The organism is Streptomyces sp. S.PNR 29 (genome assembly GCF_030386795.1).
GTDB lineage: Bacteria > Actinomycetota > Actinomycetes > Streptomycetales > Streptomycetaceae > Streptomyces.
This window is the reverse complement of record NZ_JANUQM010000005.1, coordinates 56,456-82,884: the sequence shown is the minus strand read 5'-3', so window position 1 is coordinate 82,884 and position 26,429 is coordinate 56,456. Positions and strand designations below refer to the sequence as shown.

25 protein-coding genes and 2 pseudogenes are annotated in these 26,429 nt (G+C 72.7%); 14 read left to right on the top strand and 13 right to left on the bottom strand.

The genetic code is table 11. The features are described from left to right. Positions 1-18 precede the first annotated feature (18 nt). The 4 genes from NW895_RS15390 to NW895_RS15375 are packed head-to-tail and all read left to right on the top strand — an operon-like array spanning position 19 to position 3,708. Positions 19-1,302 (top strand): ABC transporter substrate-binding protein, encoded by a 1,284-nt coding sequence (locus tag NW895_RS15390; RefSeq protein ID WP_289936094.1) that lies wholly within the window; start codon positions 19-21, stop codon positions 1,300-1,302. After that, positions 1,299-2,243, top strand: coding sequence for a sugar ABC transporter permease (locus tag NW895_RS15385; protein WP_289936093.1), 945 nt, complete (start codon positions 1,299-1,301; stop codon positions 2,241-2,243). Before NW895_RS15390 ends, NW895_RS15385 begins: the two co-directional genes overlap by 4 nt. Next, positions 2,240-3,106 carry a carbohydrate ABC transporter permease gene (locus NW895_RS15380; protein WP_289936092.1) on the top strand — a complete coding sequence of 289 codons (867 nt, stop codon included), beginning with the start codon at positions 2,240-2,242 and terminating at the stop codon, positions 3,104-3,106. Before NW895_RS15385 ends, NW895_RS15380 begins: the two co-directional genes overlap by 4 nt. 5 nt (positions 3,107-3,111) lie before the next feature. After that, entirely contained in the window at positions 3,112-3,708 is a 597-nt protein-coding gene (locus tag NW895_RS15375) for a hypothetical protein (protein WP_289936090.1), read from the top strand. Here the strand turns inward: NW895_RS15375 and NW895_RS15370 are convergent. The 3 genes from NW895_RS15370 to NW895_RS15360 all read right to left on the bottom strand — a co-directional run bounded on the left by NW895_RS15370 (position 3,662) and on the right by NW895_RS15360 (position 7,136). Then, on the bottom strand, positions 3,662-4,363 hold the full coding sequence (locus NW895_RS15370; protein ID WP_289936089.1) for a phosphatase PAP2 family protein: 702 nt from the start codon (positions 4,361-4,363) through the stop codon (positions 3,662-3,664). The genes NW895_RS15375 and NW895_RS15370 overlap by 47 nt on opposite strands. Positions 4,364-4,651: 288 nt before the next feature. After that, the gene (locus NW895_RS15365) at positions 4,652-6,904 is read right to left on the bottom strand and encodes a heavy metal translocating P-type ATPase (protein WP_289936088.1); all 2,253 of its coding nucleotides are present in this window, start codon (positions 6,902-6,904) and stop codon (positions 4,652-4,654) included. A 1-nt stretch (position 6,905) separates the two neighbouring features. Then, positions 6,906-7,136: a cation transporter gene (locus NW895_RS15360; protein WP_289936087.1), complete on the bottom strand. Its 231-nt coding sequence runs from the start codon at positions 7,134-7,136 to the stop codon at positions 6,906-6,908. 192 nt (positions 7,137-7,328) lie between these two features. Between NW895_RS15360 and NW895_RS15355 the strand changes: the two genes are divergently transcribed. Continuing rightward, entirely contained in the window at positions 7,329-8,276 is a 948-nt protein-coding gene (locus NW895_RS15355; RefSeq protein ID WP_289936086.1) for a hypothetical protein, read from the top strand. Between the two features lie 2 nt (positions 8,277-8,278). Here NW895_RS15355 and NW895_RS15350 read toward each other — a convergent pair whose 3' ends face one another. Further along, entirely contained in the window at positions 8,279-10,102 is a 1,824-nt protein-coding gene (locus NW895_RS15350) for a glycoside hydrolase family 15 protein (RefSeq protein ID WP_289936085.1), read from the bottom strand. A gap of 94 nt (positions 10,103-10,196) precedes the next feature. After that, positions 10,197-10,976 carry a DeoR/GlpR family DNA-binding transcription regulator gene (locus NW895_RS15345; protein ID WP_289936084.1) on the bottom strand — a complete coding sequence of 260 codons (780 nt, stop codon included), beginning with the start codon at positions 10,974-10,976 and terminating at the stop codon, positions 10,197-10,199. Between the two features lie 122 nt (positions 10,977-11,098). Here NW895_RS15345 and NW895_RS15340 point away from each other — a divergent pair, with 122 nt between their 5' ends. Both NW895_RS15340 and NW895_RS15335 read left to right on the top strand, forming a co-directional pair. Next, positions 11,099-11,980, top strand: a complete 882-nt coding sequence (locus NW895_RS15340; RefSeq protein ID WP_289936083.1) for a sugar isomerase — start codon at positions 11,099-11,101, stop codon at positions 11,978-11,980. 26 nt (positions 11,981-12,006) lie between these two features. Continuing rightward, a complete protein-coding gene (locus tag NW895_RS15335) occupies positions 12,007-12,867 on the top strand; it encodes a class II fructose-bisphosphate aldolase (RefSeq protein ID WP_289936082.1) in 861 nt (286 codons plus the stop codon). On the opposite strand, the gene NW895_RS15330 is transcribed toward NW895_RS15335, so the two are convergent. After that, complete coding sequence (locus tag NW895_RS15330) at positions 12,857-13,990, bottom strand: methyltransferase (RefSeq protein WP_289936081.1); 1,134 nt, start codon at positions 13,988-13,990, stop codon at positions 12,857-12,859. The two genes, NW895_RS15335 and NW895_RS15330, sit on opposite strands and share 11 nt — an antisense overlap. A gap of 68 nt (positions 13,991-14,058) precedes the next feature. On the opposite strand from NW895_RS15330, the gene NW895_RS15325 reads away from it, so the two are divergent. Both NW895_RS15325 and NW895_RS15320 read left to right on the top strand, forming a co-directional pair. Continuing rightward, positions 14,059-14,700: an alpha-ketoglutarate-dependent dioxygenase AlkB gene (locus NW895_RS15325; RefSeq protein ID WP_289936080.1), complete on the top strand. Its 642-nt coding sequence runs from the start codon at positions 14,059-14,061 to the stop codon at positions 14,698-14,700. A 37-nt stretch (positions 14,701-14,737) separates the two neighbouring features. Next, positions 14,738-15,979 (top strand): ROK family protein, encoded by a 1,242-nt coding sequence (locus tag NW895_RS15320; RefSeq protein WP_289936079.1) that lies wholly within the window; start codon positions 14,738-14,740, stop codon positions 15,977-15,979. Positions 15,980-15,995: 16 nt separating this feature from the next. Here the strand turns inward: NW895_RS15320 and NW895_RS15315 are convergent. Continuing rightward, positions 15,996-16,573: pseudogene (locus tag NW895_RS15315) on the bottom strand (LysR substrate-binding domain-containing protein); the annotation flags it as partial. 62 nt (positions 16,574-16,635) lie between these two features. Between NW895_RS15315 and NW895_RS15310 the strand changes: the two are divergent. After that, positions 16,636-17,640 (top strand): DUF6215 domain-containing protein, encoded by a 1,005-nt coding sequence (locus NW895_RS15310; protein ID WP_289936078.1) that lies wholly within the window; start codon positions 16,636-16,638, stop codon positions 17,638-17,640. A gap of 50 nt (positions 17,641-17,690) precedes the next feature. Here the strand turns inward: NW895_RS15310 and NW895_RS15305 are convergent. The 4 genes and pseudogenes from NW895_RS15305 to NW895_RS15290 all read right to left on the bottom strand — a co-directional run. Continuing rightward, positions 17,691-18,023: pseudogene (locus NW895_RS15305) on the bottom strand (tautomerase family protein); the annotation flags it as partial. A gap of 8 nt (positions 18,024-18,031) precedes the next feature. Beyond that, positions 18,032-18,961 carry a phosphotriesterase gene (locus NW895_RS15300; protein ID WP_289936077.1) on the bottom strand — a complete coding sequence of 310 codons (930 nt, stop codon included), beginning with the start codon at positions 18,959-18,961 and terminating at the stop codon, positions 18,032-18,034. Beyond that, a complete protein-coding gene (locus NW895_RS15295) occupies positions 18,958-19,536 on the bottom strand; it encodes a DUF4865 family protein (protein ID WP_289936076.1) in 579 nt (192 codons plus the stop codon). The genes NW895_RS15300 and NW895_RS15295 overlap by 4 nt, the downstream gene beginning before the upstream one ends. Positions 19,537-19,546: 10 nt before the next feature. Continuing rightward, positions 19,547-20,128, bottom strand: coding sequence for a TetR/AcrR family transcriptional regulator (locus NW895_RS15290; RefSeq protein WP_289936075.1), 582 nt, complete (start codon positions 20,126-20,128; stop codon positions 19,547-19,549). Between the two features lie 154 nt (positions 20,129-20,282). On the opposite strand from NW895_RS15290, the gene NW895_RS15285 reads away from it, so the two are divergent. The 3 genes from NW895_RS15285 to NW895_RS15275 are packed head-to-tail and all read left to right on the top strand — an operon-like array spanning position 20,283 to position 23,877. After that, on the top strand, positions 20,283-20,573 hold the full coding sequence (locus NW895_RS15285) for an SHOCT domain-containing protein (RefSeq protein WP_289936074.1): 291 nt from the start codon (positions 20,283-20,285) through the stop codon (positions 20,571-20,573). Further along, the gene (locus NW895_RS15280) at positions 20,570-21,319 is read left to right on the top strand and encodes an ABC transporter ATP-binding protein (RefSeq protein WP_289936073.1); all 750 of its coding nucleotides are present in this window, start codon (positions 20,570-20,572) and stop codon (positions 21,317-21,319) included. The genes NW895_RS15285 and NW895_RS15280 overlap by 4 nt, the downstream gene beginning before the upstream one ends. After that, positions 21,316-23,877, top strand: coding sequence for an FtsX family ABC transporter permease (locus NW895_RS15275; protein WP_289936072.1), 2,562 nt, complete (start codon positions 21,316-21,318; stop codon positions 23,875-23,877). The genes NW895_RS15280 and NW895_RS15275 overlap by 4 nt, the downstream gene beginning before the upstream one ends. Positions 23,878-23,901: 24 nt before the next feature. On the opposite strand, the gene NW895_RS15270 is transcribed toward NW895_RS15275, so the two are convergent. Beyond that, positions 23,902-24,444 (bottom strand): ATP-binding protein, encoded by a 543-nt coding sequence (locus NW895_RS15270; RefSeq protein ID WP_289936071.1) that lies wholly within the window; start codon positions 24,442-24,444, stop codon positions 23,902-23,904. Positions 24,445-24,627: 183 nt separating this feature from the next. Further along, positions 24,628-24,951: a hypothetical protein gene (locus NW895_RS15265; RefSeq protein ID WP_289936070.1), complete on the bottom strand. Its 324-nt coding sequence runs from the start codon at positions 24,949-24,951 to the stop codon at positions 24,628-24,630. Positions 24,952-25,304: 353 nt separating this feature from the next. Here NW895_RS15265 and NW895_RS15260 point away from each other — a divergent pair, with 353 nt between their 5' ends. Further along, complete coding sequence (locus tag NW895_RS15260; protein WP_289936069.1) at positions 25,305-26,429, top strand: PLP-dependent cysteine synthase family protein; 1,125 nt, start codon at positions 25,305-25,307, stop codon at positions 26,427-26,429.

Sequence of the window (26,429 nt, the reverse complement as noted above, 5' to 3'; positions counted from 1 at the left end):
GGAAGAGGTGACCTCGGCATGCCCGGACACAGGACAAAGGGGTTCTGCGCGTCGGCCGCCGCACTGGTGCTCTGTGCGGTGCTGGCCGGATGCGGGGGATCCGGAGAGTCGGTCGGCGGCGGCAAGGTCGTGCTGCGCTACACGTGGTGGGGTAACCCCGACCGCGCGGAACGCACCGAGCAGGCCGTCGCCCTGTTCGAGAAACAGCACCCGAACATCCAGGTCCAGACATCGTTCTCGGCCTACGAGGCCTACAAGCAGAAGCTCGCCATCCAGGCGGCGGGCGGCGACGCCCCCGACGTGATGCAGCTCGACTACCGGCAGATCGACCAGTACGCCTCCGGCGGGGTCCTGCTCGACCTGGCGAAGCAGAAGGCCGTCCTGCGCACCGGCGGCATCGACGCGGGCCTGCTCGCCACCGGCCGGCTGGACGGCACCCAGTACGCGGTCCCGCAGGGCCGCGGCACCGAGACCGTCGTGTACGACGTCCAGGCGTGGAAGGCGTCCGGGGTTCCGCTGCCCCGCCGGGGCTGGACCTGGAGCGACTGGGCCGACGCCATGCGCGCCCTGGCGAAGAAGACCGGCAGACCGGGGGCCACCGACCCCGGGCAGAGCGAGGACGCCTTCGAGGTGTGGCTGCGCGGCCAGGGCAAGTCCCTCTACACCGAGGACGGCGGCCTCGGCTTCACCGCCGACGACCTCACCCGCTGGTGGACCTTCACCGACGGGCTCCGCCGCGAGGGGGCCGTCTCCCCGGCGGAGCAGACCACCCAGCTCGACGGCTCTGTCGAGAACACTCCGCTCGGACGCGGCGAGGCCACCGCCGACACCAACTGGGACGCCCCGTCCAGCGGCTTCCTCGCCCTCGTCAAGGGCGGCGTGGCGCTCGCGCCGATGCCGTCCGGGGAGGACGGCACGCCCGGCCAGTACTTCAAGCCGTCGATGTTCCTCGGCGTCTCGGCCGACACCGACCACCCCAAGGAGGCCGCCCAGCTCGTCGACTTCATGATCAACGACCGGCAGGCGGCGAAGATCCTCGGCGCGACCCGCGGCATCCCCGTCAACGACAGCATCCGCGAGGAGACCGCCCCGCAGCTCAAGGACTTCGACAAGACCATCGCCGACTTCCAGGCATCCCTCGAAGGCACCCTCAAGGACCCGCCCCAGGCCCCGCCCTCGGGCGACAACGCCCTGCAGACCACCTTCCAGCGCGACTACGACCAGGTGTCGTACGAGCGCATGTCGCCCCGCGAGGCGGCCGAGAACTACGTCACCGAGGCGAAGGCGGAACTGAGGTCATGACCACCACCGACGTCCCCGCGCCCACCGCCCCCGCCGCCCGCTCCGGTGCGCCTTCGAAGCGGCGCCCGCAGCGCGAACGCGAGGGCGCGGCCTGGGTGTTCCTGTCCCCCTGGGTACTCGGCGCGACCGTCCTCACGCTGCTGCCGATGGCCGTGTCGCTGTACCTCTCCTTCACCGACTACGACCTGTTCAACCCGCCGCGCTGGGTGGGCCTGCGCAACTACACGCAGATGTTCACCGAGGACCCGCGCTACTGGCGGTCGGTCGTGACGACCCTGACCTACGTCGTGATCGCCGTGCCCCTGCAACTGGCGCTCGCGCTCGTCGTCGCGCTCGCCCTGAAGACCATGAAGCGCGGCAAGGGCTTCTACCGCTCCGCGTTCTACGCCCCCTCACTCCTCGGCGCCTCCATGTCCATCGCCCTCGTCTGGCGGGCGGTCTTCAACGACGGCGGAACGGTGGACCACCTGCTCGGCACCGGCGGCTGGGTCAACAAGCCCGGCTGGGCGCTGCTGGCCGTGGCGCTGCTGACGGTGTGGCAGTTCGGCGCTCCGATGGTCATCTTCCTCGCGGGCCTCCAGCAGATCCCCGCCGAGCTGTACGAGGCGGCGGCCGTGGACGGGGCCGGGAAGTGGCGGCAGTTCCTGTCCGTCACCGTGCCGATGCTGTCCCCGGTGCTCTTCTTCAACCTGGTCCTGCAGACCATCCAGGCCTTCCAGGTGTTCACCCCCGCCTTCGCGATCGGCGCGGGCAAGGGCGGCCCCGCCGACTCGACCCTCGTCTACACCCTGTACCTCTACGACCGCGGATTCGTCGCCTCCCACATGGGCTACGCCTCTGCCATGGCCTGGGTGCTGCTGCTCGTCATCGGCGCCGTCACGGCGGTGCTGTTCCGCACCGCGCGCTCCTGGGTCTTCTACGCCTCCGAGGGGGACCGATGACGACCATCACCACTCCCGCTCCCCGCAAGCCCGTCCGCTGGGGCCGGATCGCCCTGCACCTCGGCTGCCTGGCCGCCCTGCTGGTGATGCTCTACCCGCTGGCCTGGCTGCTCGCCACCTCGCTCAAACCCGCCGACGAGGTCATCGCGAGCCTCGATCTTCTCCCCAGCCGCCTGGAGTGGTCGAACTACACGACCGCCCTGGACGGCGTGAACGACGTGTCCATCTGGCGGCTGCTCACCAACTCCCTGCTGATCGCGGGCGGCGCGGTCCTCGGCAACGTCATCAGCTGCTCGCTCGCCGCCTACGCCTTCGCCCGGCTCCGCTTCCGCTTCCGCGGGCCGCTGTTCGCCTTCATGATCGCGACGATCATGCTGCCGCACCACGCGGTGCTCATCCCGCAGTACATCATCTTCAACCAGCTCGGCCTGGTGAACACCTACTGGCCGCTGATCCTGCCCAAGTTCCTCGCCACGGAGGCGTTCTTCGTCTTCCTCATCGTGCAGTTCATGCGTGGCCTGCCGCGCGAACTGGAGGAGGCGGCCCGCATCGACGGCTGCGGCCCCTTCCGCAGTTTCTTCCAGGTCGTCCTGCCGCTCACCCGCCCGGCGCTGATCACCACGGCCATCTTCACCTTCATCTGGACCTGGAACGACTTCTTCACCCAGCTCATCTACCTCTTCGACCCGGAGAAGTTCACGCTCACGCTCGCGCTGAGGTCGTTCGTGGACGCCTCCAGCAGCTCCGCGTTCGGCCCCATGTTCGCGATGTCGGTGATCGCGCTGCTGCCGATCGTCCTGTTCTTCCTCGCCTTCCAGCGGTTCCTCGTGGAGGGCATGGCCAGCTCGGGACTCAAGGGGTGAGTGCCATGCGTACCACCCGTGAACCGGGTGAGGTCTTCGGGCCGCGGATGACCCTGTTCGCCGACGTGCTGAGCGTCGGCCTCGCCACGGCCGTGGCCTGCCTGCCGCTGCTGACCGCCCCGGCGGCGCTGTCCACGGCGTGCGCGGTGCTGCGCGGCGCGGGGGAGGACCGGCCCGCCACCGCCGGACGGTACGTCGCCCTCCTGCGGCACCGCCTGCGGGCGGGCGACCTGGCGGCGGGCACCGTCGCCCTCGCGGGGGTGCTGCTCCTCGTCGCCGACCTGGCGCTGGCCACGGCGGGGCTGCCGGGGGCACCGCTGTTCGCGGTGACGGCGGCGGTGATCGGCGCGTGCGCGGTGGTCGTGGGCCTCAGGGCGTGCGCCCGCCCCGAGTCGCTCTCCGACTGGCCGGCCGCCGTACGCGAGGCCGCCCGCGACGCCGTGAGGGACCCGGGCGGCAGCGCCCTGGTGCTGCTCGCGGTGGCGACGGCGGTCCTGTGCGCGGGGATGCTGCTGCCGCTCGCCTTGCTGGCGCCGGGGCCGTTGGCGTTGGCGCTCACGGCGGTCGATGTGCGGCGGACGGCGTCCGTGGCCGGGGGGTGAGGCGAGGGACGCCGTGATCCGCCGTCGCCGGGGGCACCTGACGCGCCGCGGCCAATGCGGCGGCGGCGCTGGCGATGCCCAGGACCGCGCCCGCGGCCACGTCACCCGGGTAGTGCACGCCGGTGTGGACGCGGGAGTAGCCCACGGCGCTCGCCAGCGCTCCGAGGGGGACCGCCGCTGACGGGAGGAGTACACCGACGGCCGTGGCGAAGGCGACCGCCGCGGCCGTGTGGCCGGAGGGGAACGACGCCGACGTGGGCATCGGGACATGCCGGTCCACGATCACCCGGGCCGCCTCCCGGTCGGGCCGGGGGCGGCGGACCAGGCGCTTGCCGAGCAGGTTGGCGGAGGCGGATGCGACGGCGATCGCGCCGACCCCGGCGAGTGCGGCCCTGCGCGGACGGGCGCCGCCCAGCGCCAGGGCGGCGGCGATGGTGAACGAGACCTTGGAGTGGTCGGCCGCGTGGGACAGGCGCCGCAGCGCCCGGTCGAGCGCGGGGGTCGGGGTGGCGGCCACGGCCGCGTACAGGGCGCCGTCCACGGCGCGGAGGTCGCCGAGTACGGCGGAGAGGAACGGCCTGCGGCCGCGTACGGGCTCCGCGGCCGCCGGGAGCGGGCCGCTGGTGTCACCGTCGGCATTGGTCGGTTCGGTCATGGGCTCCTGCTCCGCAGGGCGGTCCGGGGCGGTCCGGCTGATGACCGGCTGCCGGACAAGCCTCGCCCGTGTCCGGCCCGACGGCGCCCTGACGAGCCCGTCCGGGCGATCCCGGCGCGCGTGGGCCTGGACGTGCTCCTCGTGCGGCCACCGCGCGGCGAGTCGCCGGTGTCTCTCGGAGCGGAACGGCCGAGATCGGCCGCGAGGCGCGCGCCGTCCTGCCCGGCGCGCGCCTCGCGGCGTCGGCTGTCGTGCCGCCACACGCTCGTGTGGCACAGCCGCTGAGAGTCAGTTCCCGGCCCGGAAGGAACGCAGGCGCAGGGAGTTGCCGACCACGAAGACCGACGAGAAGGCCATGGCCGCGCCCGCGATCATCGGGTTCAGCAGGCCGGCCGCCGCGAGCGGCAGAGCGGCGACGTTGTAGGCGAACGCCCAGAACAGGTTGGAGCGGATGGTGCCGAGGGTCCGGCGGGCCAGCCGGATGGCGTCCGCCGCGGCACGCAGGTCACCCCGTACGAGGGTCAGGTCGCCCGCCTCGATCGCGGCGTCCGTGCCGGTGCCCATGGCCAGCCCCAGGTCGGCCTGGGCCAGCGCGGCCGCGTCGTTGACGCCGTCACCGACCATCGCGACCGAACGTCCCTCGCCCTGCAGCCGTTTGACGACGTCGACCTTGTCCTGCGGCAGCACCTCGGCGATCACGTCCTCGGGCGCGATGCCCACCTCGCGGGCCACGGACCGGGCCACCGCCTCGTTGTCGCCGGTCAGCAGGACCGGCCTCAGACCCAGGGCGCGCAGCCGGGTGATCGCCTCCGCGCTGGTCTCCTTCACGGCGTCGGCCACTTCGAGGACCGCCCGCGCCTCCCCGTCCCAGGCGACCGCGACGGCGGTGCGCCCGGCCGCCTCGGCCTCCGCCTTCGCCCGCTTCAGGTCCTCCGGAAGCTCCAACGCCCAGTCGGCGAGCAGCCGTTCCCGCCCGACGAGGACCGCGTGGCCGTCGACGATCCCCTGCACACCGAGTCCCGGCACGTTGGCGAAGTCCTCGGGCGTGGGCAGCGAGCCCAGCTTCTCCAGCGCCCCCTCGGCCACGGCACGGGCCACCGGGTGCTCCGAGGAATGCTCCAACGCCCCCGCCAGACCCAGCACCTCGGCCTCGTCGGTGCCGTCGGCCGGGTGGACGGCCAGCAGCGTCATGCGGCCGGTGGTGACCGTGCCCGTCTTGTCGAGGACGACGGTGTCCACCCGGCGCGTGGACTCCAGCACCTCCGGGCCCTTGATGAGGATCCCCAGCTGGGCGCCGCGCCCGGTGCCGACCATCAGCGCCGTCGGCGTGGCGAGCCCCAGGGCGCACGGGCAGGCGATGATCAGTACGGCGACGGCGGCGGTGAACGCGGCGGTCAGCCCGCTGCCGTTGCCCAGCCAGAAGCCCAGGGTGCCGAGAGCCAGGGCGATCACCACCGGCACGAAGACGGCGGAGATCCGGTCCGCGAGCCGCTGGGCGGCGGCCTTCCCGTTCTGCGCGTCCTCGACCAGCCTCGCCATCCGGGCCAGCTGTGTGTCGGCGCCGACCCGCGTGGCCTCGACCACCAGACGCCCGCCGACGTTGACCGTGGCACCGGTGACCGGATCACCGGCCGCCACCTCCACCGGCACGGACTCACCGGTCAGCATGGCGGCGTCCACCGCGGAGGAGCCCTCGACGACCGTCCCGTCGGTCGCGATCTTCTCGCCGGGACGCACGAGGAATCGGTCGCCGACCGCCAACTCCGCGACCGGCACCGTGTATTCGACCCCGTCGGGCCGCAGCACGGTGACGTCCTTCGCGCCCAGCTCCAGCAACGCCCTGAGCGCCGCGCCCGCCCTCCGCTTCGAGCGGGCCTCGAAGTACCGTCCGGCCAGGATGAAGGCGGTCACGCCGGCGGCGGCCTCCAGATAGATGTTCCCGGAGCCGTCACCTCGGGCGATGGTCAGCTCGAAGGGATGCGTCATGCCCGGCGTGCCCGCCGTCCCGAAGAACAGGGCCCACAGGGACCAGAGGAACGCGGCCGACGTACCGACCGAGATCAGCGTGTCCATGGTGGCCGCGCCGTGCCGCGCGTTGGTGAAGGCCGCCCGGTGGAAGGGCCAGGCGGCATACGTCACGACGGGCGCGGCCAGCGTCAGGGACAACCACTGCCAGTACTCGAACTGCAGGGCCGGCACCATGGCCATCGCGACGACCGGCACGGCCAGCGCTACGGCCGTCACCAGCCGCCGGCGCAGCGGCCGGAGCTCGTCGGTCTCCTCGGCCGGCTCGGCGGACCGTTCGGCGGGCGCCGGCTCCTGGGCGGTGTACCCGGTCGCCTCGACGGTGGCGATCAGGTCCCCGACGGAGACGTCACCGGAGTAGCTGACTCTGGCCTTCTCCGTCGCGTAGTTGACGGTGGCGGTGACCCCGTCGATGCGGTTGAGCTTCTTCTCGATGCGCGCCGCGCACGAGGCGCAGGTCATGCCGCCGATGGCGAGCTCCACCTCGGCCGCGGCGCCGGTCGTACGGACGGCCATGTCAGACCCGTCCCGTCAGCTCGTAGCCGGCCTCGTCGACGACCTCGGCGATCAGGGCGTCGTCCGGCTCGGCGGTGCCGGTGACGGTGACCTGACCGGTGCCGAGGTCGACGTCGACGCCCGTGACGCCGTCCAGCTCGCCTATGGCCTTGGTCAGCGTGGCCTTGCAGTGGCCGCAGCTCATCCCGGAGACGGCGTACGTGGCGACGAAGCCGCTGGCGGTCGAAGACATGGGGTGCCTCCTCGGCAGGTAGCGAGAAATACGGGGGAGGGGTATCTCCCCGCTAGGGGAATCTGTATACCCCCATGGGGTACCGAAAGCAAGCTGTCGCCGCCTTGACTTGGTACCCCCGGGGGGTATTGTGAGCTGTAGGGAAGCCTCCCACTCAGGCCGGAGGCCCTGTCACCGGAGGAGACGACCGCCATGAACACCGGACTGAAGATCACCGCGTTCGCCGCCGCTTTGGCCGCGACCTTCGGCACGGCCTACGGCGTCGGCAAGGGCATCGACCCCCTCGTCGCCGACAGCGCGCCCGCACCGCATGACAAGGGGCACAGCCGGCCCTCCCCCGCAGCGGAGGCGGGCGACGGTCACGCGGGCCACGAGTCGCCCGCGGCCGGCGGCCTGCAGATCTCCGAGAACGGCTACACACTCGATCTCGACACCCCTCGCGTCACCGCCGGGCAGCGCACCGACCTGCGCTTCACCGTCCGGGACGACAGCGGCCGCGCCGTCACCGCCTACCGGCCGGAACACGGCAAGGAACTGCACCTCATCGTGGCCTCACGCGACCTGGCCACCTACCGCCACCTGCACCCCACCCGCGCCGCCGACGGCACCTGGAGCACCCCCGTCGACCTGCCCCGCGCGGGCGGATACCGCGTCTTCGCCGACTTCACCCCGGCGCGGCAGGGCGCCGAGAACCTCACCCTGGGCGCGGACCTGGCGGCCTCCGGCGCCTACGAGCCGAAGGATGTGCCGGCGCCCCGCACCACCGCCAAAACCGACGGCTACCAGGTCGAACTCGTCGGCGGGCTGCGCCCGGGCAGGGCGAGCGAACTGAAGCTGAAGGTCTCCCGCGACGGCAGGCCCGTCACCGACCTCCAGCCCTACCTCGGTGCGTACGGCCACCTCGTGGCCCTGCGCTCCGGCGACCTCGCCTACCTGCACGTCCACCCGAACGGCGAACCCGGCGACGGCACCACCGAGCCCGGCCCCACCGTCTCGTTCACGGCCACCGCACCCAGCAGCGGCACCTACCGCCTCTTCCTCGACTTCCAGCACGAAGGCACGGTCCACACCGCGGCGTTCACGGTCCGGGCCGGAGCGGCGGCGGCCACCGACCACGTGTCGGACCCGCACACGCACTGAGGTCAGCCGAGCGCCCGGTCCAGGTTGAACGCGGCGCTGATCAGCGCCAGATGGGTGAAGGCCTGCGGGAAGTTGCCCTGCTGTTCGCCGGTGCTGCTGATCTCCTCGGCGTACAGGCCCAGGTGGTTGGCGTACGTCAGCATCTTCTCGAAGGCCAGCCGCGCCTCGTCGACCCGCCCGGCGTGCACCAGCGCCTCGACGTACCAGAAGGAGCAGATGGAGAACGTGCCCTCGTCGCCGTGCATCCCGTCCGGGCTGGCCTGCGGGTCGTACCGGTAGACCAGCGAGTCGGACACCAGGTCCTGGCCGAGCGCGTCGAGCGTGGACAGCCACTTGGGGTCGGTGGGGGCGATGAACTTCGCCAGCGGCATCATCAGCACGGCCGCGTCCAGCACGTCGCCGTCCTCGGACTGCATGAAGGCCTGCCGCTGCTCGGACCAGCCGCGCCGCATGATCCGCCGGTAGATCGTGTCGCGGGACTGCCGCCAACGCGGCAGGTCGGCGGGCAGGCCGCGCCGGTGGGCCATCCGGATGGCACGCTCGATCGCCACCCAGCACATCAGCCGCGAGTAGAGGAAATTCTTGCGGCCGCCGCGGGTCTCCCAGATGCCCTCGTCGGGCTGGTCCCAGTTGTCACAGACCCAGTCCACCAGCGCGCACACGTCGTCCCACTGGTCGCTGGAGACGGGCTTGGCCCACTTGTCGTAGAGGTAGATCGAGTCGATGAGCGCGCCGTAGATGTCCAGCTGGAGCTGGTCGGCGGCGTCGTTGCCGACCCGCACCGGCGCAGAGCCCTGGTGTCCTTCCAGATGGGTCAGTTCGCGCTCGGGCAGGTCGGTGCGGCCGTCGATGCCGTACATGATCTGCAGCGGGCCCGAGGGTTTGCCGTCGCCCGGGCTGATGTGCCGGGTCACGAAGTGCATGAACGCCTCGGCCTCGCCGGTGAAGCCCAGCCGCAGCAGCGCGTACACGCAGAAGGCCGCGTCGCGCACCCACACGTACCGGTAGTCCCAGTTGCGTTCGCCGCCGAGCTGCTCCGGCAGGCTCGTCGTCGGAGCCGCCACGATCGCTCCGGTGGGCGCGTAGGTGAGCAGCTTCAGCGTGAGGGCCGAACGGTGCACCATCTCCCGCCACCGGCCGCGGTACTTCGAGGCGGACAGCCAGCGCCGCCAGTACGCCACCGTCTCCGCGAACTGCTCCTCGGCCTCCGTCCTCGCGCACCTGCGCGGTGCCACGTCGCCGCCGACCTGGTCCAGCGCGAAGACCGTCGCCTCGCCCTCGGCGAGCTTGAAGTCCGCCCGGGCGTCCGTCCCGTCGGTCTCCAGGGGGACGGTCGCGCTCAGCGCGAGCGCGAGCCCGTCCGACTCGAACATCGCCGCGTCGCCGACCCTGCGGACCGTGTGCGGACGGGCGCCGTAGTCGAAGCGGGGCGCCACGCGCGCACGGAACGGGATGGAACCGCGCACGCACAGCACCCGCCGGATCAGCCGGTGCCGCGCGACCTCCACCGAGTCGCTGCTGACCGGCATGAAGTCCTGCACCTCGCCGACGCCGTCCTCGGTGAAGAACCGGGTGATCAGGACGTTGGTGTCGGGGAAGTAGAACTGCTTCGTCCTGGCCGGCACGGCCGCCGCGAGCTCGAAGCAGCCGCCGCGCTCCGCGTCCAGGATCGAGGCGAAGACGCTGGGGGCGTCGAAGGAGGGGCAGCAGTACCAGTCGATCGTGCCGTCGGTCCCCACCAGGGCCACGCTGCGCAGGTCGCCGATCAGGCCGTGCTCGGCGATCGGCAGGTAACGCCCCGCCCGACCGGTCGGTGTTCCGCCCATCGCAGCCTCCCTGGCCCGGCTCCCACCTCACCCCAGCTTAGGCGGCCCGGTATCCCCAGGGGCTCGGACCGAGACCTCGACGGCCCATGGGGTCTCATACCGCGAGGACGCGCACCCCCGCCTCCTCGAACCGCCGTACCTCCTCCGGGTCGGCCGCCGTGTCCGTGACCAGTGTGTCCACCGCGTCGGCCGCGCAGATCCGGGCGAACGCCCGCCGGCCCAGCTTGCTGGAGTCGGCGGCCACGACCACGCGCTCGGCGCGCTCGCACAGCAGCCGGTTGACCGCCGCCTCCGCCTCGTCGTGCGCGGCGGCGCCGTGTGTGACGTCGAAGGCGACGACACCGAGCACCGCCACGTCGATCGTGATCTGGTTCAGCACCCCGTCCGCGAGCGGGCCGACGAGTTCGTACGACTGCGCACGCGCCACCCCGCCCGTCACCACGATCTTGAACTGCGGCCGGACGGCCAGCTCGTTCGCGATGTTGAGCGCGTTGGTGACCACGGTCAGCGCGGGCGAACCGGAAGCGAGGTCGCCGCGCACGGCCAGCGCGCGCGCCACCTCGGTGGTGGTCGTGCCGCCGGTCAGTCCCACCGCCTCGCCGGGCGCGAGGAGCTTGGCCGCCGCCTTCGCGATGCGCTGCTTCTCGGAGGCCCGGCGGGCCGTCTTGTAGCGCAGCGGCAACTCGTACGACACCCCGTGCACGACCGCGCCGCCCCGCGTCCGCACGAGCATCTGCTGCTCGGCCAGCTGGTCGAAATCCCGCCGGATCGTCGCGGCCGACACCGCCAGCTCGGCCGCCGCCTCCTCGACGTCCAGCCGGCCGCGCTCGACGAGCAGTTCCAGCAGCGCCTTCCAGCGGGCGTCGCGCGACATCCCCGCCCTCCGTTCCTCGACCTCTCGGCGACCCTGACGCAACCCGATCACCGTCTTGATGCTTGATTGTGCTCGAAAGCCGCCTATATCTTGCAAGAACAATCAGATCAGGGGGTGGCGGTATGACGCACGTCGAGGATGAGCTGAGCAGTCAGCCGGAGTGCTGGACCCGCGCCGCCTCCGAGGCGGCGGAATACGGAGAGGCGCTGCCGGTGCCGGGGGAGCGGGTCGCGGTCGTCGGCTGCGGCACCTCGTACTTCATGGCGCAGTCGGCCGCGGCGCTGCGTGAGGGAGCGGGGCACGGCGAGACGGACGCCTTCGCCGCCTCGGAGTTCCCGTACGGCCGCGCGTACGACCGGGTCGTCGCCCTCACCCGATCCGGCACCACCACCGAAATCCTCGATCTGCTCGGGCGGTTGACGGGCCGCATCCGAACCACCGCGATCACCGCCGATCCGCGCACGCCCGTCATGGAGGCCGCGGAGGACGTCGTCGTCCTCGACTTCGCGGACGAACGGTCGGTGGTGCAGACCCGGTTCGCCACCACCGCGCTGACCCTGCTCCGCGCCCACCTGGGCCTGCACACCGAGTCGGTCGTCGCCGACGCCCGCACCGCGCTGACCGGTCCGCTGCCCGAAGGGCTCGTCGACTGCACGCAGTTCACCTTCCTCGGCCGGGGCTGGACGGTGGGGCTGGCGTACGAGGCCGGGCTGAAGATGCGCGAGGCCTCGCTGTCCTGGAGCGAGGCCTATCCGGCGATGGAGTACCGGCACGGGCCCATCAGCGTCACTACCCACGGCACGGCGACCTGGATGATCGGGGAGGCACCCGGGCAACTGGCCGAACAGGTGCGGGAAACCGGTGGGTTGTGGGTGTCGGGCACCCTCGACCCGCTCGCCGAACTGGTCCGTGCCCAGCGGCTCGCGGTCGCCGTCGCCCAGGCCCGCGGCCTCGACCCGGACCGGCCGCGCCACCTCACCCGCTCGGTGATCCTCACGCCCTGACCCCACGCGTCGGCAAGGGAGAAGCCATGCCCCTCGTGACCACCGGCGAGCTCGTCACCCGCGCCGCCGCCCACCGCTCCGCCGTCGCCTCCTTCAACATCATCACCCTGGAACACGTCGAGGCCGTCATCGCCGGCGCCGAGGCCGTGCACGCGCCCGTCGTCCTCCAGGTCAGCGAGAACGCCGTCACGTTCCGCCAGGGACGGCTGCTGCCGCTGGCCCGCGCGGCCGCCGCCGCCGCGGAACACGCCGCCGTGCCCGTCGCGCTGCACCTCGACCACGTGCGCAGCGAGGACCTGCTGCGTCAGGCCGCGGACGCCGGATTCAGCTCGGTGATGTACGACGGGGCCCGGCTGCCGTACGAGCAGAACCTCGCCGCGACGCGGGCCGCGGTCGACTGGGCCCACGCCCGAGGTCTGTGGATCGAGGCCGAGCTGGGCGAGGTCGGCGGGAAGAACGGCGAGCCGCCGCTCGACCCCCACGCGCCCGGCGCCCGCACGGACCCCGTCGAGGCCCGCGCCTTCGTCGCCGCCAGTGGCGTGGACGCCCTGGCCGTCGCCGTCGGCAGCGCGCACGCCATGACCACCCGGACCGCGACCCTCGACCACGACCTCATCAAGCGGCTGTCCGGCACGCTGGACGTGCCGCTCGTCCTGCACGGCTCCTCCGGCGTTCCGCACGGCGAACTGGCCGCGGCGGTCGCCGGCGGCATCGCCAAGGTCAACGTCGGCACGGCCCTCAACATCGCCCTCACCGGCGCGATCAGGGAATTCCTCGCAGCCCACCCCGAGGCGGTCGACTCGCGCCCGTACCTCACCGTGGGCAGGGAAGCCATGGTGCGGACGGTGGCGGAGACGATCGACGCCCTCGGCCGGGCTACTTTCTGACGGCCTTCAGCACCACGAACTTCGGGTCGCCGGCCACCAGTTCGCTGTTGCCGAACAGACGCCGCAGCTTGACGTGGTAGCCGAGGTGCCGGTTGCCGATCACCCACAGCTCCCCGCCCGGCCGCAGCGCGCGCCGGGCGCCCGTGAACATCCGCCACGCCGTGGCATCGGTCGTCGCCTGGTGGGAGTGGAACGGCGGGTTGTTGAGCACGAGGTCGACACTGCGGTCCGGCACGCCCGCCAGCCCGTCCCCCACCCGGAACTCGGCGTGTCCCCCCACCCCGTTCGCCTCGTACGTCGCCTCCGCCGAGGCCACGGCCTGGAACGACTCGTCGACGAACAGCACCTCGGCCCCGGGATCGGCCAGCGCCACCGCCGTACCGACGACACCGTTGCCGCACCCCAGGTCCACCACCCGCCGGGCACCGTGGCCGCTCGGCAGGTGCTGGAGGAAGAACCGGGTGCCGATGTCGAGCCGGTCGGCGCAGAAGACCCCCGCGTGGTTGACGACGGTGCCTCCCGAGACCGGGCCGATGCCGCCGGGGAGCGTGTAGGTGTACGGCCAGGGGCTGGCGGGCCGGTCGAGTGACGGCTCGGGGGTGCAGAAGATGAGCCGGGCCTTCTTCTCGGCGAGGGACGTCCGGGTCGGGCCGAGGATCCGCTCGAACAGCTTCAGCGTCGAGGTGTGGATCTCCTTCACCATGCCGGTGCCGACCACGGCCGTGCCCTCGTGCACCGCGGGCGCCAGCCGCAGCAGTTGGTCCTCCAGCAGCGCCAGGCTCTTCGGCACCCGCACGAGCAGCACGTCGATCCGCCCGGGAGGTGGGTCCTGGGTGGTGAGCAGCTGCACCGAGCCGGGCTCGGCGCCGGCCCGCGCGAGGTTGGCGCGCGTCGCCTCCTGCGCGAGGAAGGAGTCGGTGATCTGCACCGGCCGGTGCGCCGCGAGCGCCGTGGCCAGCGCGCCCCAGCGGTCCCCGAGCACCACGACCGTGCCCGACAGCGGCACCTTCTCCTCCGCGAGGTGCCTGAGGAGGTACTCGTCCGAGGCGTCCCAGGCGCGCAACCGGTCACGCGGGTCCTCGGGGAAGCGGGAGAGGGCCAGCTTGCCCCATGGCGTCGTCATACGGTCGTTCATCGTGCGTCAAGGCTAGCCGAGCCGCAGCTCAGGGCCTGTCGGGCAGGATGGAACCCATGGACGCCGAGCTGTTCCCCAGGGAGCGTACGGAGGTCGCGCCCGGCGCGGTGCACGTACCGGACTGGCTGGACGCGGAGCACCAGCGCGAGCTGCTCGAAGCCTGCCGGGAGTGGGCTCGCCCGCCCGCCGGACTGCGCACGGTCCGCACCCCCGGCGGCGGCACGATGACCGCCCGGCAGGTGTGCCTCGGCTGGCACTGGTACCCGTACGCCTACGCCCGCACCGTCGTCGACGGCGACGGCGCGCCGGTGAAGCCGTTCCCGCGGTGGCTGGGGGAGCTGGGCCGCCGGGCGGTGCGGGACACACTCGGGGGACCGGTGGCGGCGTACGACATCGCACTGATCAACTTCTACGACGCCGACGCCCGCATGGGCATGCACCGCGACAGCGACGAGAAGTCCGACGCGCCGGTGGTGTCCCTGAGCCTGGGCGACACCTGCGTCTTCCGGTTCGGCAACACCGAGACCCGAAGCCGGCCCTCCACCGACGTCGAACTGCGCAGCGGCGACCTGTTCGTCTTCGGCGGGCCCTCCCGGCTCGCCTACCACGGCGTGCCCAGAGTGCACGCGGGCACGGCACCGCCCGAGTTGGGGCTGACCGGGCGGCTGAACATCACGCTCAGGGTCAGCGGCCGGTGAGCCGCCACACCCTGCGGATCATGGGAGACTCGCCCTCATGAGCGGCAAGGCGGACCCCCGGTCGGCAACGGGGGATGGGACCACCTCAAGGACGCGGCTGGACCGGGGGCGCGGCGCGCTCGGGCCCGCGCTGGAGCTGGTGCACACCGGACGCGCGCCGACCCGTGCCGTGCTCACCGCCGAGCTGGGCGTGACGCGGGCGACGGCCGGGGCGGTCGCCGCCGAGCTGGAGGCGCTGGGCCTGATCCGGGTGGACGCCCGGCCCGGAGCGGCCGCCGGTTCCCAGGGCCGGCCCTCGCACCGGCTCGCGGTCGCCGAGGACGGGCCGGTCGCCCTCGCCGCGCAGGTCCACGCCGACGGGTTCCGGGCGGCGCTGGTCGGTCTCGGCGGACGGATCGTCGCCACCGCGCCCGGCTGCGAGGTCGTCGACGCCGACCCGGCGAAGGTGCTCGGCTCCGTCGTCGAGGCGGGCGCCGAACTGCTGCGGCAGACCGGGCGGCGCTGCGTGGGCGCGGGGCTCGCCGTGCCGTCGGCGGTGGCCGAACCGGAAGGGCTGGCGCTGAACCCGCTGCACCTGGCCTGGCCGGCGGGTGCGCCCGTGCGCCGGATCTTCGAGGAGCAGGTGCGCGCGGCCGGCATCGACGGGCCCGCGTTCGCCGCGAACGACGTCAACCTCGCCGCCCTCGCCGAACACCGGCACGGGGCCGGGCGCGGCGCCCGCGACCTGCTGTGCGTGGCCACCGGGCACCGGGGCGTCGGCGGTGCGCTGGTCCTCGACGGCCGTCTGCACATGGGCAGTTCGGGCCTCGCCCTGGAGGTAGGCCATCTCACCGTCCACCCCGAGGGACGCCCCTGCCACTGCGGCAGCCGCGGCTGCCTCGACGTCGAGGCCGACCCGCTGGCCCTGCTGACGGCGGCCGGACGCGAGCCGGGCCCCGAGGTCTCGCTGCTCCAGCAGGCCATCGACCTGATCCGCAACCACTACGACGACGTGACCGTCCGCACCGCCACCGAGGCCCTGATCGACCGCCTCGGCCTCGGCCTCGCGGGACTGGTGAACATCCTCAACCCGGACCGCATCATCCTCGGCGGCCTCCATCGCACCCTCCTCGACGCCGACCCGGACCGCCTGCGCGCCGTCGTCGCCGACCGCAGCCTGTGGGGCCAGAGCGGAGGCGTCCCCATCCTGGCCTGCACCCTCGACCACAACAGCCTGGTCGGCGCGGCCGAACTGGCCTGGCAGCCGGTGCTGGACGATCCGCTGGGGGCGCTGGCGTAGTCGCCTCCTGTGGTGGTCAGACCCCACTGGTCGCGGCGGCGGGTGCCGTGAGACTCCACAGCGCCGCCAGCAACGGCCCCCGCAGATCAGCCCGCCGCACGCACAGCCCGATCGGGAACCGCTCCGGTGCCGGATCGGCGGGCAGCACCGCCAGCCCGTCCCGCACCGCGCTGTGCTCCAGGACCAGACGGGGGACCACTCCGGTGCCGCAGCCCAGGGCGACCAGTGCCAGCAGCCCCTCGTGACCGTCCGGTTCGCAGGCCACGTCGGGCACTGTGCCGCGGGATCGGAACCAGCGGTCGGCGGCCTCGCGCACCAGCCCGCGGTGGGGGAGGACGAAGGGGCCGCGGAGATCCGGATCCGCCGGTCCCGCGCGGTGACGAGCACCAGCTCCGTCACCGCCACGGTCCGGCTCACCAGCGGTTCGGGCAGCCGGGCCGGGACCCCCGCCACGGCCACGTCCACCTCGCCCTCGTCCAGCCGGGCCAGCGCCGCCGCGTCACCGGTCCGCAGATCCAGCCGCACCTGGGGATGGGCGGCGCGGAACGGGGCCAACAGGCCGGGCAGCAGCGCCTGACAGGCGCTGACCGTGGCCCGTACCCGGAACTGTGGCCTCCACCACGGCGCATGTGGTCCTGCCCTGGTGAGATCACCGGATGCTCGGTTTCCTCCTCCGTCTCCTGCCGTTCTGGCTCCGCGAGCCCCTGCTCATCGCGGTCGGGTCCGTTCTCGGCGTACGCATCATGTATCTCGCCGTCCGCGATCACGATCGGGTCGCGGCCGGACTCGGCGCGGTGTTCCTGGTGTTCACCGCATTACGCGTCCACGCGGTGGTCCGGGCACTGCGCGCCCGCCGGAAGCCGGGTCCGGCGGCCTCCGCAGACGGGGCGGCGGTCGATGCCGCCGCCGAGGCGCAGGTCCAGGTTCAGGCCCGGGCCGGAGTCGGGCCGCGTCCCGGCCCGCGTACGCCCGAGAAGGAGCCCAACGCGTGGGGCCAGGCCTTCGCGGCCGTGGCCCTGTTCGGGGCACTCGGGGCCGCGCTGGTGCTGGCCCCACGCATGATGCCGTCCGAAGACACCACCTCGCAGCCCGCCTCGTGTTCGGCCGGGGACCACGAGGAACTGCCGAAGGCCTACAAGGAGACGCCCCGCCCTGTGACCGGGGAAGAGCTGTGCGAGGCGCTCAACCGGCCGGACCTGGCCAGGCTCCTCGGAACCCCCGAAGAGTCCGCGACCACTGCTTCCGGCACCAGCAACACCGCTGCCCTGACCGATGGCAAGGTCGCCCAGCCGGAGGCCGAGGTGGCGTTCGAAACGTACACCGTGAACGTCTCGGCCACTTACAACGAGCTGTCGATCGACCAGTACGTGAAGCTGATGAAGTACGGGGACGAGAAGGACGTCAAGACACTCACGGTCCTCGGCCGGCCCGCGGTGTTCTCCTCGGATCACACCATGAAGCTGGAGATCGATCTCGGGAGCGGCGGATCCGGCGGGCCGGTCGAACAAGGCCCCTTGGCCAGGACGCTGACCGTGGCCCTCGACCGGGACGACCGGGGCGGCTACTACGAGCTCACCGTGTGGAGCACCTCCGGAGCCCTCCCGGACGACGGCGCTCTCCTCGGCATCACTGAGAAGGTGCTTCCGAGCATCTCCGAGTGAGCTGTTCGGTGAAGGGCCAGGCACCGACGACGACGGGGACCAGAGCTCCTTCACCGGGCGGACCGTCCGCGGCGGACGGCGACGGCTCGATCACCGCACACCTGGGGGCGGTCCGAGGACACGAGGTACTGCGCCACACCGTGGCCGAGTGACCAGTCGGCGGACTCGTTCTCGGTCACGGTGACGAACACGTTCCGCGGCTCGGTCCCCGCGTGCTCCTCGGCGAGCTCGGCGATCCGCCGGTACAGCGCCTGCTTCTGTGCCGGTGTGCGGCCCGACCGCATGGTGATCGAGACGTACACGATGCCGTCGTCGCGGCGCACACCGAGGTAGTCGCCGCAGCGCAGCGTGCTGTGTGTGCCGTCGTGACCGGTCAGCACCTGGAGGCATGTCAGCGGCTCCCCTCTCCGGTCGGGGACCAGTCCACGGCGAAGGCCCGTGCCGGGTTCGCGGTCAGGATCCACTCCACCAGCTCCGCACCCAGGGCCACTTCGAGCCGTGGCCGCACCCGGCGCAGCAGATACGGCATCCCCGGGCCGCCGTTGACCGAGCGGGCCGCGGCGGTGGTGGTGTCGCCGCCGAGGAGCAGCCGGTCGCCGTGCCCGGCGTCGGCGAGGGCGCGTACGGCGTCCGGCATCCGCCAGTCCGTGGCGTGGTGGGCGTGCGACGGTCCGTCGAACGCCAGATAACAGCCCGACTCGGCCGCCTGGCGCTGCACCACGAGGTCGGGGGAGCGGTTGAGGTGCCCCAGGATCACCCGGTGCGGCGGCACCCCCGACTCGCCGCACAGCAGGTCGAGCACGTCCAGGGCGCCGGTGCCCAGCTCCAGGTGCACGGCGATCGGCGCTCCCGTCGCGTGATGGGCCTCGGCCGCCGCCGCCATGGTCCACCGGGCGTGCGCGTCGAGGGCGTGGAAACCGCCCGCGACCTTGACGAGCCCCGCGCGGACCCCGGAGGTCCCGATGCCCTCCGTCAGTTCGGAGACGAAGACCTCGGCGAGCCTGCCGCGCAGGTGCGCGAGCGTCTCGTCGTCGTAGTGAACGGCCTGGTGCAGTCCCGTCGCGGCCACCACGTGCACCCCGGTCTCCCGGGACAGCGGCGGCAGATCGGCGGCCCGCCGCCCCAGCCCGTACGGCGTCCACTGCACCACGGTCCGCCCGCCCTGCTCCCGGAACGCGGCCAGTTCCGCCCGCGCCGCCGGCACACTCCTCAACTCCTGCCCGGGCAGTCGGGGACTGCCGAAGAACAGATGGTCGTGGGCGTCGCACACGCCCAGCCGCCCCGGAGGCACGTCCCCCAGCACCGTGCGGACCGTGCTCACCACTGACGCCCCCGGCGCAGCCGGTCCAGCCCCGGCGCCGACAGGTGCAGCACCCGGAACAGCTCGCCCTCGGCCTTGGGCACGTCGTGCTCCCAGAGCGAGAAGTGGACGAGCTCCCAGCGGCTCGTGTCCACGGCCGCCGCCGCGAGCACCGCACCGTCCTCGGCCGCCAGCCGCCCGGTCTCGCGCACCGCGTCCTCCATCACCCCGGACAACGTCCCTGCGTCCGGCACCGGTTGCCGCCGCCGCACGGCCACCCGCGCGGCAGAGCCGCCGCCCGCCTCGTACGCCACACCCGTCCACTGCCGTACCGACGGCCGTCCGAAGTCGTCGCTGAGCCCCTGGAAGGCGCCTCCCCAGAGGAAGGAGTTCATGCCCTCCACGGTGTCCCACAGATAGAACGGCGCGTACTGGTTGACCGGCGAGCCGTCCACCCCGCGCTCGCGCATCAGATACGCCTTGGCGCCGAGGCCCTCCCACTCGTCCAGCAGATGCCCGATGCGGGACACCCGGCGCCGGATGATGTCCATGTCGTAGTCGGCGGGCATGGTGAGCTCGTATTGCATGGCGTGCATCGAAGCCTCCTCAGGCGGCGGAACGGGGCGCCAGCAGGGACAGCAGCCCCCGGACACCCGTGTCGAACGCGGCGGGTGAGCCGGACGCGCGGGCGAGGACATACCCGCCCTGGACGGTGGCGAGGACGGCTGCCGCGATCTCCTCGCCGTCCAGCGAGGGCGCGAACTGGCCCTGCTCCTTGCCCTCCTCGACGATCCCGGCGATCCGCTCCCGGATCCGGTCGAGGGTCTCGTCCACGGGGGCGCGCAGCTCGTCGCTGGCGATGATGTCCGGATCCATGGTGAGCCGCCCGATCGGGCAGCCCCGCAGCACGTCACGCTCACGCAGCAGATACGCCTCGATCCGCTCGTACGGTGTTCCCGGACCGCCGAGTACTCCCTCGGCGGTGGCTCGCAGCTCCTCGGCCGTCCGCCGGATCGCGGCCAGTGCGAGGTCCGGCTTCCCTTTGAAGTGGTGGTACATGCTGCCCTGCCCGGCGCCCGACCGCTCCAGGATCGCCTTCGGGCTGGTGCCCACATAACCGCGCTCCCACAGCAGCTCGCGGGTGGACTCGATCAGTCGCTCCGAGGTGCTCATACCCGCACTGTACATACTAGTAGTTACAGAAGTCGAGCAGTCAGGCACTCCCCGCGTACTCCCCGGGAGGTATGTGGACTGCCGCTGGCCGTACGACGACCCGGAGCCCTCCGCGGCGCGAGTCTCGAAGCAGCACAGCCACAGACCGACATCCGGGAGATGAACCGACATGCAGACCCTTGCGCACTGGGACGGCGGCCCCGGCCCGTGGATCCTGCTCTTCCCGCTGTTCTGGGCGGTCGTCGCGATCGGCGCCGTGACCGTGCTGCGCCGCACCGTCGGGCGCGGCCGCCGCGGACCGTGGCGCGCTCCGGACGACCCGCGTCCGTCCGGCGACTCGCCCGTCGCCGTGCTCGGCCGCCGCTTCGCCTCCGGCGAGATCGACGAGGACGAGTACTGGCGCCGGCTGTCCGTCCTGGACGAGCAGTTCGGCCGTACGACCGGGGGCGGTGCGGCATGACCACGACGACCACCGTGCGCGCTGCCGCCCGGGTCGTGGACGCCGTGAAGGTGTACGGCGGTGGAGACACCGCCGTACGCGCCCTCGACGGCGTCAGCGTGGAGTTCCCGGCCGGCCGCTTCACCGCGATCATGGGCCCGTCGGGCTCGGGCAAGTCCACCCTGATGCACTGCGCCGCCGGGCTGGACACTCTCACCTCGGGCGCCGCCCACATCGGCGGCACCGACCTGAGCACCCTCGACGACCGCCGCCTCACCCTGCTGCGCCGCGACCGCGTCGGCTTCGTGTTCCAGGCGTTCAACCTGGTGCCGACGCTGACCGTCGCGGAGAACATCACGCTGCCGCTCGACCTCGCGGGCGGCAAGGGCGACCGGGAGTGGATCGACGCGCTGATCGACGTCGTCGGCCTGCGCGACCGGCTCCACCACCGGCCCGCCGAACTCTCCGGAGGGCAGCAGCAACGCGTCGCCGTGGCCCGGGCGTTCGCCGGACGGCCGGACGTCGTCTTCGCCGACGAGCCGACCGGCAACCTCGACTCGCGCTCCGGCGAGGAGGTCCTCGGGCTCCTCGGCCGCACCGTGCGCCGGACCGCCCGCACGGTCGTCATGGTCACCCATGACCCCGTGGCCGCCGCCCACGCCGACGAGGTCGTCTTCCTCGCGGACGGACGCCTCGTGGACCGCATGGAATCCCCGACCGCCGACAAGGTCCTGGACCGCATGAAAGCCTTCGAGGTGCCGTCATGAACGCCTCCGTGCGCCTGAGCGTGTCCTCCCTGCGCTCCCACAAGCGCCGTTTCGCCGGCACCTTCCTCGCCGTGTTCCTCGGTGTCGCCTTCCTCGCCGGAACCCTCGTCATGGGCGACACGCTGCGCGCCAGCTTCGACACCCTGTTCGGCAACGCCACCAGCGGTACGGACGCCGTCGTCCGCAGCGCCGACGCCATCACCACACCCGGCGAGAGCGAGGGCGTACGGCAGCCGGTCGGCACCGGCCTGGTGAGCACCGTCGAGAAGGTCCCGGGCGTCGCGGCCGCCGCCCCCGACATCCAGGGCGCCGGCCAGCTGATCGGTGCGAACGGCAAGCCCATCGGCGGCCAGGGCCCGCCCACCCTCGCCGGCAACTGGATCAACGACCCCCGGCTCAACCCGTACCGGCTCGCCGAAGGCCGCGCCCCGGAGAGGTCCGGCGAGGTCATCGTCAACCGCGGTACCGCGCAGCGGGGCGACCTCAAGATCGGCGACACGACCACCCTGCGCACTCCCGACCCGGTCAGGGTGACCATCGTCGGCCTCGCGACCTTCGGCGGCGAGGACGGCATGGCGCAGGTGACCTTCACCGGCATGACGCGGTCCGACGCGGAGAAGTACCTGACGGCGAAGCCGGGCCAGGCCGCGAGCATCGTGGTACGGGCCGAGCCCGGCGTGAGCCAGCAGGAGCTCGTCGACCGGCTGACTCCCGTGCTGCCCAAGGGGGTCGAGGCCATCACCGGTCAGGAGTCGGCCGAGGAGAACACCGACATGATCTCCAGCCAGTTCCTGACCCTGTTCACGACCTTCCTGCTGGTGTTCTCCGGCATCGCCCTGCTGGTGGCCACCTTCTCCATCCACAACACGTTCGCCATCGTCGTCGCCCAACGCACCCGTGAGAACGCGCTGTTGCGCGCCCTGGGCGCCTCGCGCCGGCAGGTCACCGCGTCCACCCTCGCCGAGGCGGCCGCCGTCGCCGTGACCGCGTCGGCCGCGGGACTGGCGGGCGGCATCGGCATCGCCGCCGGATTGCGGGCGCTGTTCCCGGCCATCGGCTTCCCCTTCCCCGACGGCGCCCTGGTGGTCGGTGCCCTGTCCCTGCTGCTGCCGCTCGCGGTCGGTGTCGTGGTCTGCCTGGGCTCCGCCCTGATGCCCGCCCTCCGGGCCGGCCGCACCGCGCCGCTGGCCGCGCTGCGCGAGACGTCCGTCGACACCTCCGGCGCCTCCCGCGCGCGTGCCGTCACCGGCATCGGCCTGGTCGCGGCGGCCCTGGCCGTGACGTTCACCGGCGTCCTGGTATCCCCGTCCGTGTGGCTGGCCGGACTCGGCGCCGTCCTGGCCCTGGCCTCCTTCGTGGCCCTGGGCCCGGTCGCCTCCTCCACCGCCGTACGCCTCCTCGGCGCGCCCCTCGACCGGCTGCGCGGCGTCACCGGCGCCCTCGCCCGGCGCAACGCCCTGCGCAGCCCCAGGCGGACGGCCGCCACGGCCGGCGCGCTGATGATCGGCGTGGCCGTGGTGTCGCTGTTCACGGTGTTCGGCGCCTCGCTGAAGGCCACCATGGACCAGACCGTGTCCCGGTCCTTCGCGGGCGACGTCGCGGTCAGCACGCCGTCCTTCGGCGCCGGTGGCAGCGGACTGAGCCCCAGGCTGGCGGGCGCGATCCAGCAACTGCCCGAGGTGGACACCGCCGTCGGCCTCGGCCGGGGCGTCGCCGAAGTCGACGGCAGGGGACGGGCGCTGACCGTCACCGACCCGGTCGCCCTGGAACGCACCTTCGACCTCGGCACGGTCCACGGCTCCCTGCGCGACCTCGGCACCGACGGGATCGCCGTCACCGAGAAGGAGGCCGGCAAGCAGGGCCTGACCACCGGCGGGAAGGCACGGCTCACCTTCACCGACGGACAGCGGGAGACCTTCACGGTCCGCGCGGTCTACGGCCGGTCGGAACTCGCCGGCGACTACGTCATCACCCGTGCCGCCTGGGCCCCGCACCGCACCCAGGACTCCGACACCCTCGTCGCCGTCTCCTTCAAGGACGGCGTGAGCACGGACGCGGGCAAGGCCGCGGTGGAGCAGGTCGCCGACCGGTACGGCAACCCGGACGTGCAGACCCGCGACGAGTACGCGCAGTCCTCGGCGGGCGGGATCGACATGATGCTGACCCTCGTCTACGCGCTGCTCGCCCTGGCGGTCCTCATCGCGCTCCTCGGTATCGCCAACACCCTCACGCTGGCGATCCACGAACGCACCCGTGAACTCGGCCTGCTCAGGGCCGTCGGCCAGACCCGGTCCCAACTGCGGGCCATGGTCCGCTGGGAGTCGGTCCTGGTCGCCGCCTTCGGCACGGCAGGCGGGCTCGGGCTCGGCGCTTTCCTCGGCTGGGTGCTGGTGCGGGCCTCCGACGGCGCCTCCGACAGCGCCTTCGCCTTCGCGCTGCCACCCGCGCAGCTCGCGGTGGTGGCGCTGGTGGGCCTCGCGGCCGGCGCCCTCGCGGGACTGCGCCCGGCCCGGCGCGCGGCGCGCCTCGACGTGCTGCGGGCCATCGCCACCGAGTGACCCGCACGGTGGGTCACCGCCCGGTCAGCCGGCAACGGCCGACCGGGCGGGAGTGGGTTGGGGCCTGGCGACGTCCACCGCGTGCTCGACCTCGGCGAACCGGTGCGCGGGCTTCTCCGCGGCCGTGCGCCGCCGCGGGCGGGCGGGGGTGGTTCTCGCGGCCGTGGGCGTCGGGAGCGTGAACCAGACGACCTTGCCGGAGTCTCCGTCCGGCCGTGCGCCCCAGCTCTCGCTCATCGCGGCCACCATCGCCAGCCCGCGCCCGCAGGTCGCGAGCGGCGCGATGTCGCCCGGGTCCTCCACCACCGGCAGACGCGGATCGTGATCGCGTACCGAGACCATCAGCCGGTCGAGCAGCAGCTCTATCTCCACGGTGCAGGTCTTGTCGGGCTGGGCGTGCCGGTGGACGTTGGTCAACAGCTCCGTCACGCCGAGCGCCGCCCGGTCGATCAGGGAATCCAGGTGCCAGTAGCGCAACTGCGCAGATACGATTCTGCGGACCTGGCCGATCCGCGACGGCAGGGCTTGGAGCTCCACCGTGCAGTGCCTGCTTGGGTGACTGATCACGGCTGCGACTCCCCGACGTGAGGTCCGGAAGAACACGGATACGGATCCAGCAGGGTGCTTGCGTCCAAACGGCCGCCTGCTGTGATGGCCGGCGGGCTGGTTCGCAGCGTTATCGCCGGTAAACCCAGAGTGACGTGAGACAAGAGTGACCCAGGGGGTGGGGTACCGCAACTCGCGGACATCTCAGCCGCCGCGCCCCGCCGCCCTGCGCACGGCCTCGATGAAGCGACGCGCCGCGGGCGGCCCCGGCTCACCCGGAGCGGGATCGTGCTCGCCGAGCGTCAGCAGGTACCGATTGCCGTTGAGGTCCGCGAGGGCCCGGTCCTCGGGGGCGAACCAGGGCCGGGAGGCACGCACCGCCTGCACCGGCGCACTGTCGATCACACTGCCGTAGCTGGTGAGCAGCTCCAGCCTGCCGTCACTGATCCGAACCTGTCCGGCCCGGGTGAGCGAGCGCAGCCGCTTCCCGATCCGCACCCCCATGGCCGTGAACTCCGGCTCCGCCATGCCCCCTGCCCCCTCGCGTGCGTCGGCGCGCCGAACCTGCCCGGCGCGTGTCGTGCTCCAGTGTGCGTCCCCGTTCGGGCCCTCGTCCCGTCCGCTGGCAGTCTGCCCGCGCCCGGCGTCGAGCACCAGTACGCACGACGGGGTCGCGACGGGGCGCAACGGAGCACGCCCGCGAACGCGCCCCCAGGTCCGTGCACCCCTCGGCCCCGGGGGCGTGCACCCCCTTGCTACAGGGGCGCCTTAGAGGCGCTCAAAGATCCGTTTATGCAGGTGAGAAGCGTGCGAAAGGTGCCTATGATGCGGTGTGCCGCCCGCGCGACCCGCCGTCGGCGCGCAGCCTAAGGAGCCCCGTCGTGACCACCCCCCAGCAGACCAGGCCCGGCGCGACCCTCGATGTCGACCGCAGCGACACCGCCTATCGGGCGTGGCTGAAGGAAGCCGTCCGCAGGGTCCAGGCCGACGCCAACCGCTCGGCCGACACCCACCTGCTGCGCTTCCCGCTGCCGGAACCGTGGGGCATCGACCTGTACCTCAAGGACGAGTCGACCCATCCGACGGGCAGCCTCAAGCACCGGCTCGCCCGCTCTCTCTTCCTCTACGGCCTGTGCAACGGCTGGATCCGGCCCGGCCGCCCGGTGATCGAGGCGTCCAGCGGCTCGACGGCCGTCTCCGAGGCGTACTTCGCGAAGCTGATCGGCGTGCCCTTCATCGCGGTGATGCCCCGCACGACCAGCGCCGAGAAGGTGCGCCTGATCGAGTTCCACGGCGCGCGGTGCCACTTCGTGGACGACCCCCGCAGGATGTACGAGGCCGCCGCCGCCCTCGCGGCCGAGACCGGCGGCCACTACATGGACCAGTTCACCTACGCCGAACGGGCCACGGACTGGCGCGGCAACAACAACATCGCCGAATCCATCTTCCGCCAGCTGCGGTTGGAGCGGTATCCGGTGCCCGCGTGGATCGTCGCCACGGCCGGCACCGGCGGCACCTCCGCGACCCTCGCGCGCTACGTCCACTACATGCAGTACGACACCCGGATCTGCGTCGCCGACCCGGAGAACTCCTGCTTCTTCGAGGGCTGGACCACCGGAGATCCGGATGTCACCTGCGACTGCGGCTCCCGCATCGAGGGCATCGGCCGCCCCCGCATGGAGCCGAGCTTCGTGCCCGGCGCCATCGACCGGATGATGAAGGTGCCCGACGCGGCAGGCGTCGCCGCCGTCCGCGCCCTGGAGCGGGCCATCGGCCGCAAGGCGGGCGGCTCGACGGGCACCGGGCTGTGGAGCGCGCTGAAGATCGTCGCCGAGATGGTGGCCGAGGGGCGGCAGGGGAGCGTGGTCACGCTCCTGTGCGACCCGGGGGACCGGTACCTCGACAAGTACTACTCGGACGCGTGGCTGACCGAACAGGGCCTCGACATCGGTCCCTACACCGCGGCGATCGAGTCGCTGCTCCTCACCGGCACCTGGCCCGACTGA

Coding starts and splice junctions, on each gene's coding strand:
- NW895_RS15390 (WP_289936094.1), top strand. CDS start 19: ATGCCCGGACACAGGACAAAGGGGTTCTGCGCGTCGGCCGCCGCACTG.
- NW895_RS15385 (WP_289936093.1), top strand. CDS start 1,299: ATGACCACCACCGACGTCCCCGCGCCCACCGCCCCCGCCGCCCGCTCC.
- NW895_RS15380 (WP_289936092.1), top strand. CDS start 2,240: ATGACGACCATCACCACTCCCGCTCCCCGCAAGCCCGTCCGCTGGGGC.
- NW895_RS15375 (WP_289936090.1), top strand. CDS start 3,112: ATGCGTACCACCCGTGAACCGGGTGAGGTCTTCGGGCCGCGGATGACC.
- NW895_RS15370 (WP_289936089.1), bottom strand. CDS start 4,363: ATGACCGAACCGACCAATGCCGACGGTGACACCAGCGGCCCGCTCCCG.
- NW895_RS15365 (WP_289936088.1), bottom strand. CDS start 6,904: ATGGCCGTCCGTACGACCGGCGCCGCGGCCGAGGTGGAGCTCGCCATC.
- NW895_RS15360 (WP_289936087.1), bottom strand. CDS start 7,136: ATGTCTTCGACCGCCAGCGGCTTCGTCGCCACGTACGCCGTCTCCGGG.
- NW895_RS15355 (WP_289936086.1), top strand. CDS start 7,329: ATGAACACCGGACTGAAGATCACCGCGTTCGCCGCCGCTTTGGCCGCG.
- NW895_RS15350 (WP_289936085.1), bottom strand. CDS start 10,102: ATGGGCGGAACACCGACCGGTCGGGCGGGGCGTTACCTGCCGATCGCC.
- NW895_RS15345 (WP_289936084.1), bottom strand. CDS start 10,976: ATGTCGCGCGACGCCCGCTGGAAGGCGCTGCTGGAACTGCTCGTCGAG.
- NW895_RS15340 (WP_289936083.1), top strand. CDS start 11,099: ATGACGCACGTCGAGGATGAGCTGAGCAGTCAGCCGGAGTGCTGGACC.
- NW895_RS15335 (WP_289936082.1), top strand. CDS start 12,007: ATGCCCCTCGTGACCACCGGCGAGCTCGTCACCCGCGCCGCCGCCCAC.
- NW895_RS15330 (WP_289936081.1), bottom strand. CDS start 13,990: ATGACGACGCCATGGGGCAAGCTGGCCCTCTCCCGCTTCCCCGAGGAC.
- NW895_RS15325 (WP_289936080.1), top strand. CDS start 14,059: ATGGACGCCGAGCTGTTCCCCAGGGAGCGTACGGAGGTCGCGCCCGGC.
- NW895_RS15320 (WP_289936079.1), top strand. CDS start 14,738: ATGAGCGGCAAGGCGGACCCCCGGTCGGCAACGGGGGATGGGACCACC.
- NW895_RS15310 (WP_289936078.1), top strand. CDS start 16,636: ATGCTCGGTTTCCTCCTCCGTCTCCTGCCGTTCTGGCTCCGCGAGCCC.
- NW895_RS15295 (WP_289936076.1), bottom strand. CDS start 19,536: ATGCACGCCATGCAATACGAGCTCACCATGCCCGCCGACTACGACATG.
- NW895_RS15290 (WP_289936075.1), bottom strand. CDS start 20,128: ATGTACAGTGCGGGTATGAGCACCTCGGAGCGACTGATCGAGTCCACC.
- NW895_RS15285 (WP_289936074.1), top strand. CDS start 20,283: ATGCAGACCCTTGCGCACTGGGACGGCGGCCCCGGCCCGTGGATCCTG.
- NW895_RS15280 (WP_289936073.1), top strand. CDS start 20,570: ATGACCACGACGACCACCGTGCGCGCTGCCGCCCGGGTCGTGGACGCC.
- NW895_RS15275 (WP_289936072.1), top strand. CDS start 21,316: ATGAACGCCTCCGTGCGCCTGAGCGTGTCCTCCCTGCGCTCCCACAAG.
- NW895_RS15265 (WP_289936070.1), bottom strand. CDS start 24,951: ATGGCGGAGCCGGAGTTCACGGCCATGGGGGTGCGGATCGGGAAGCGG.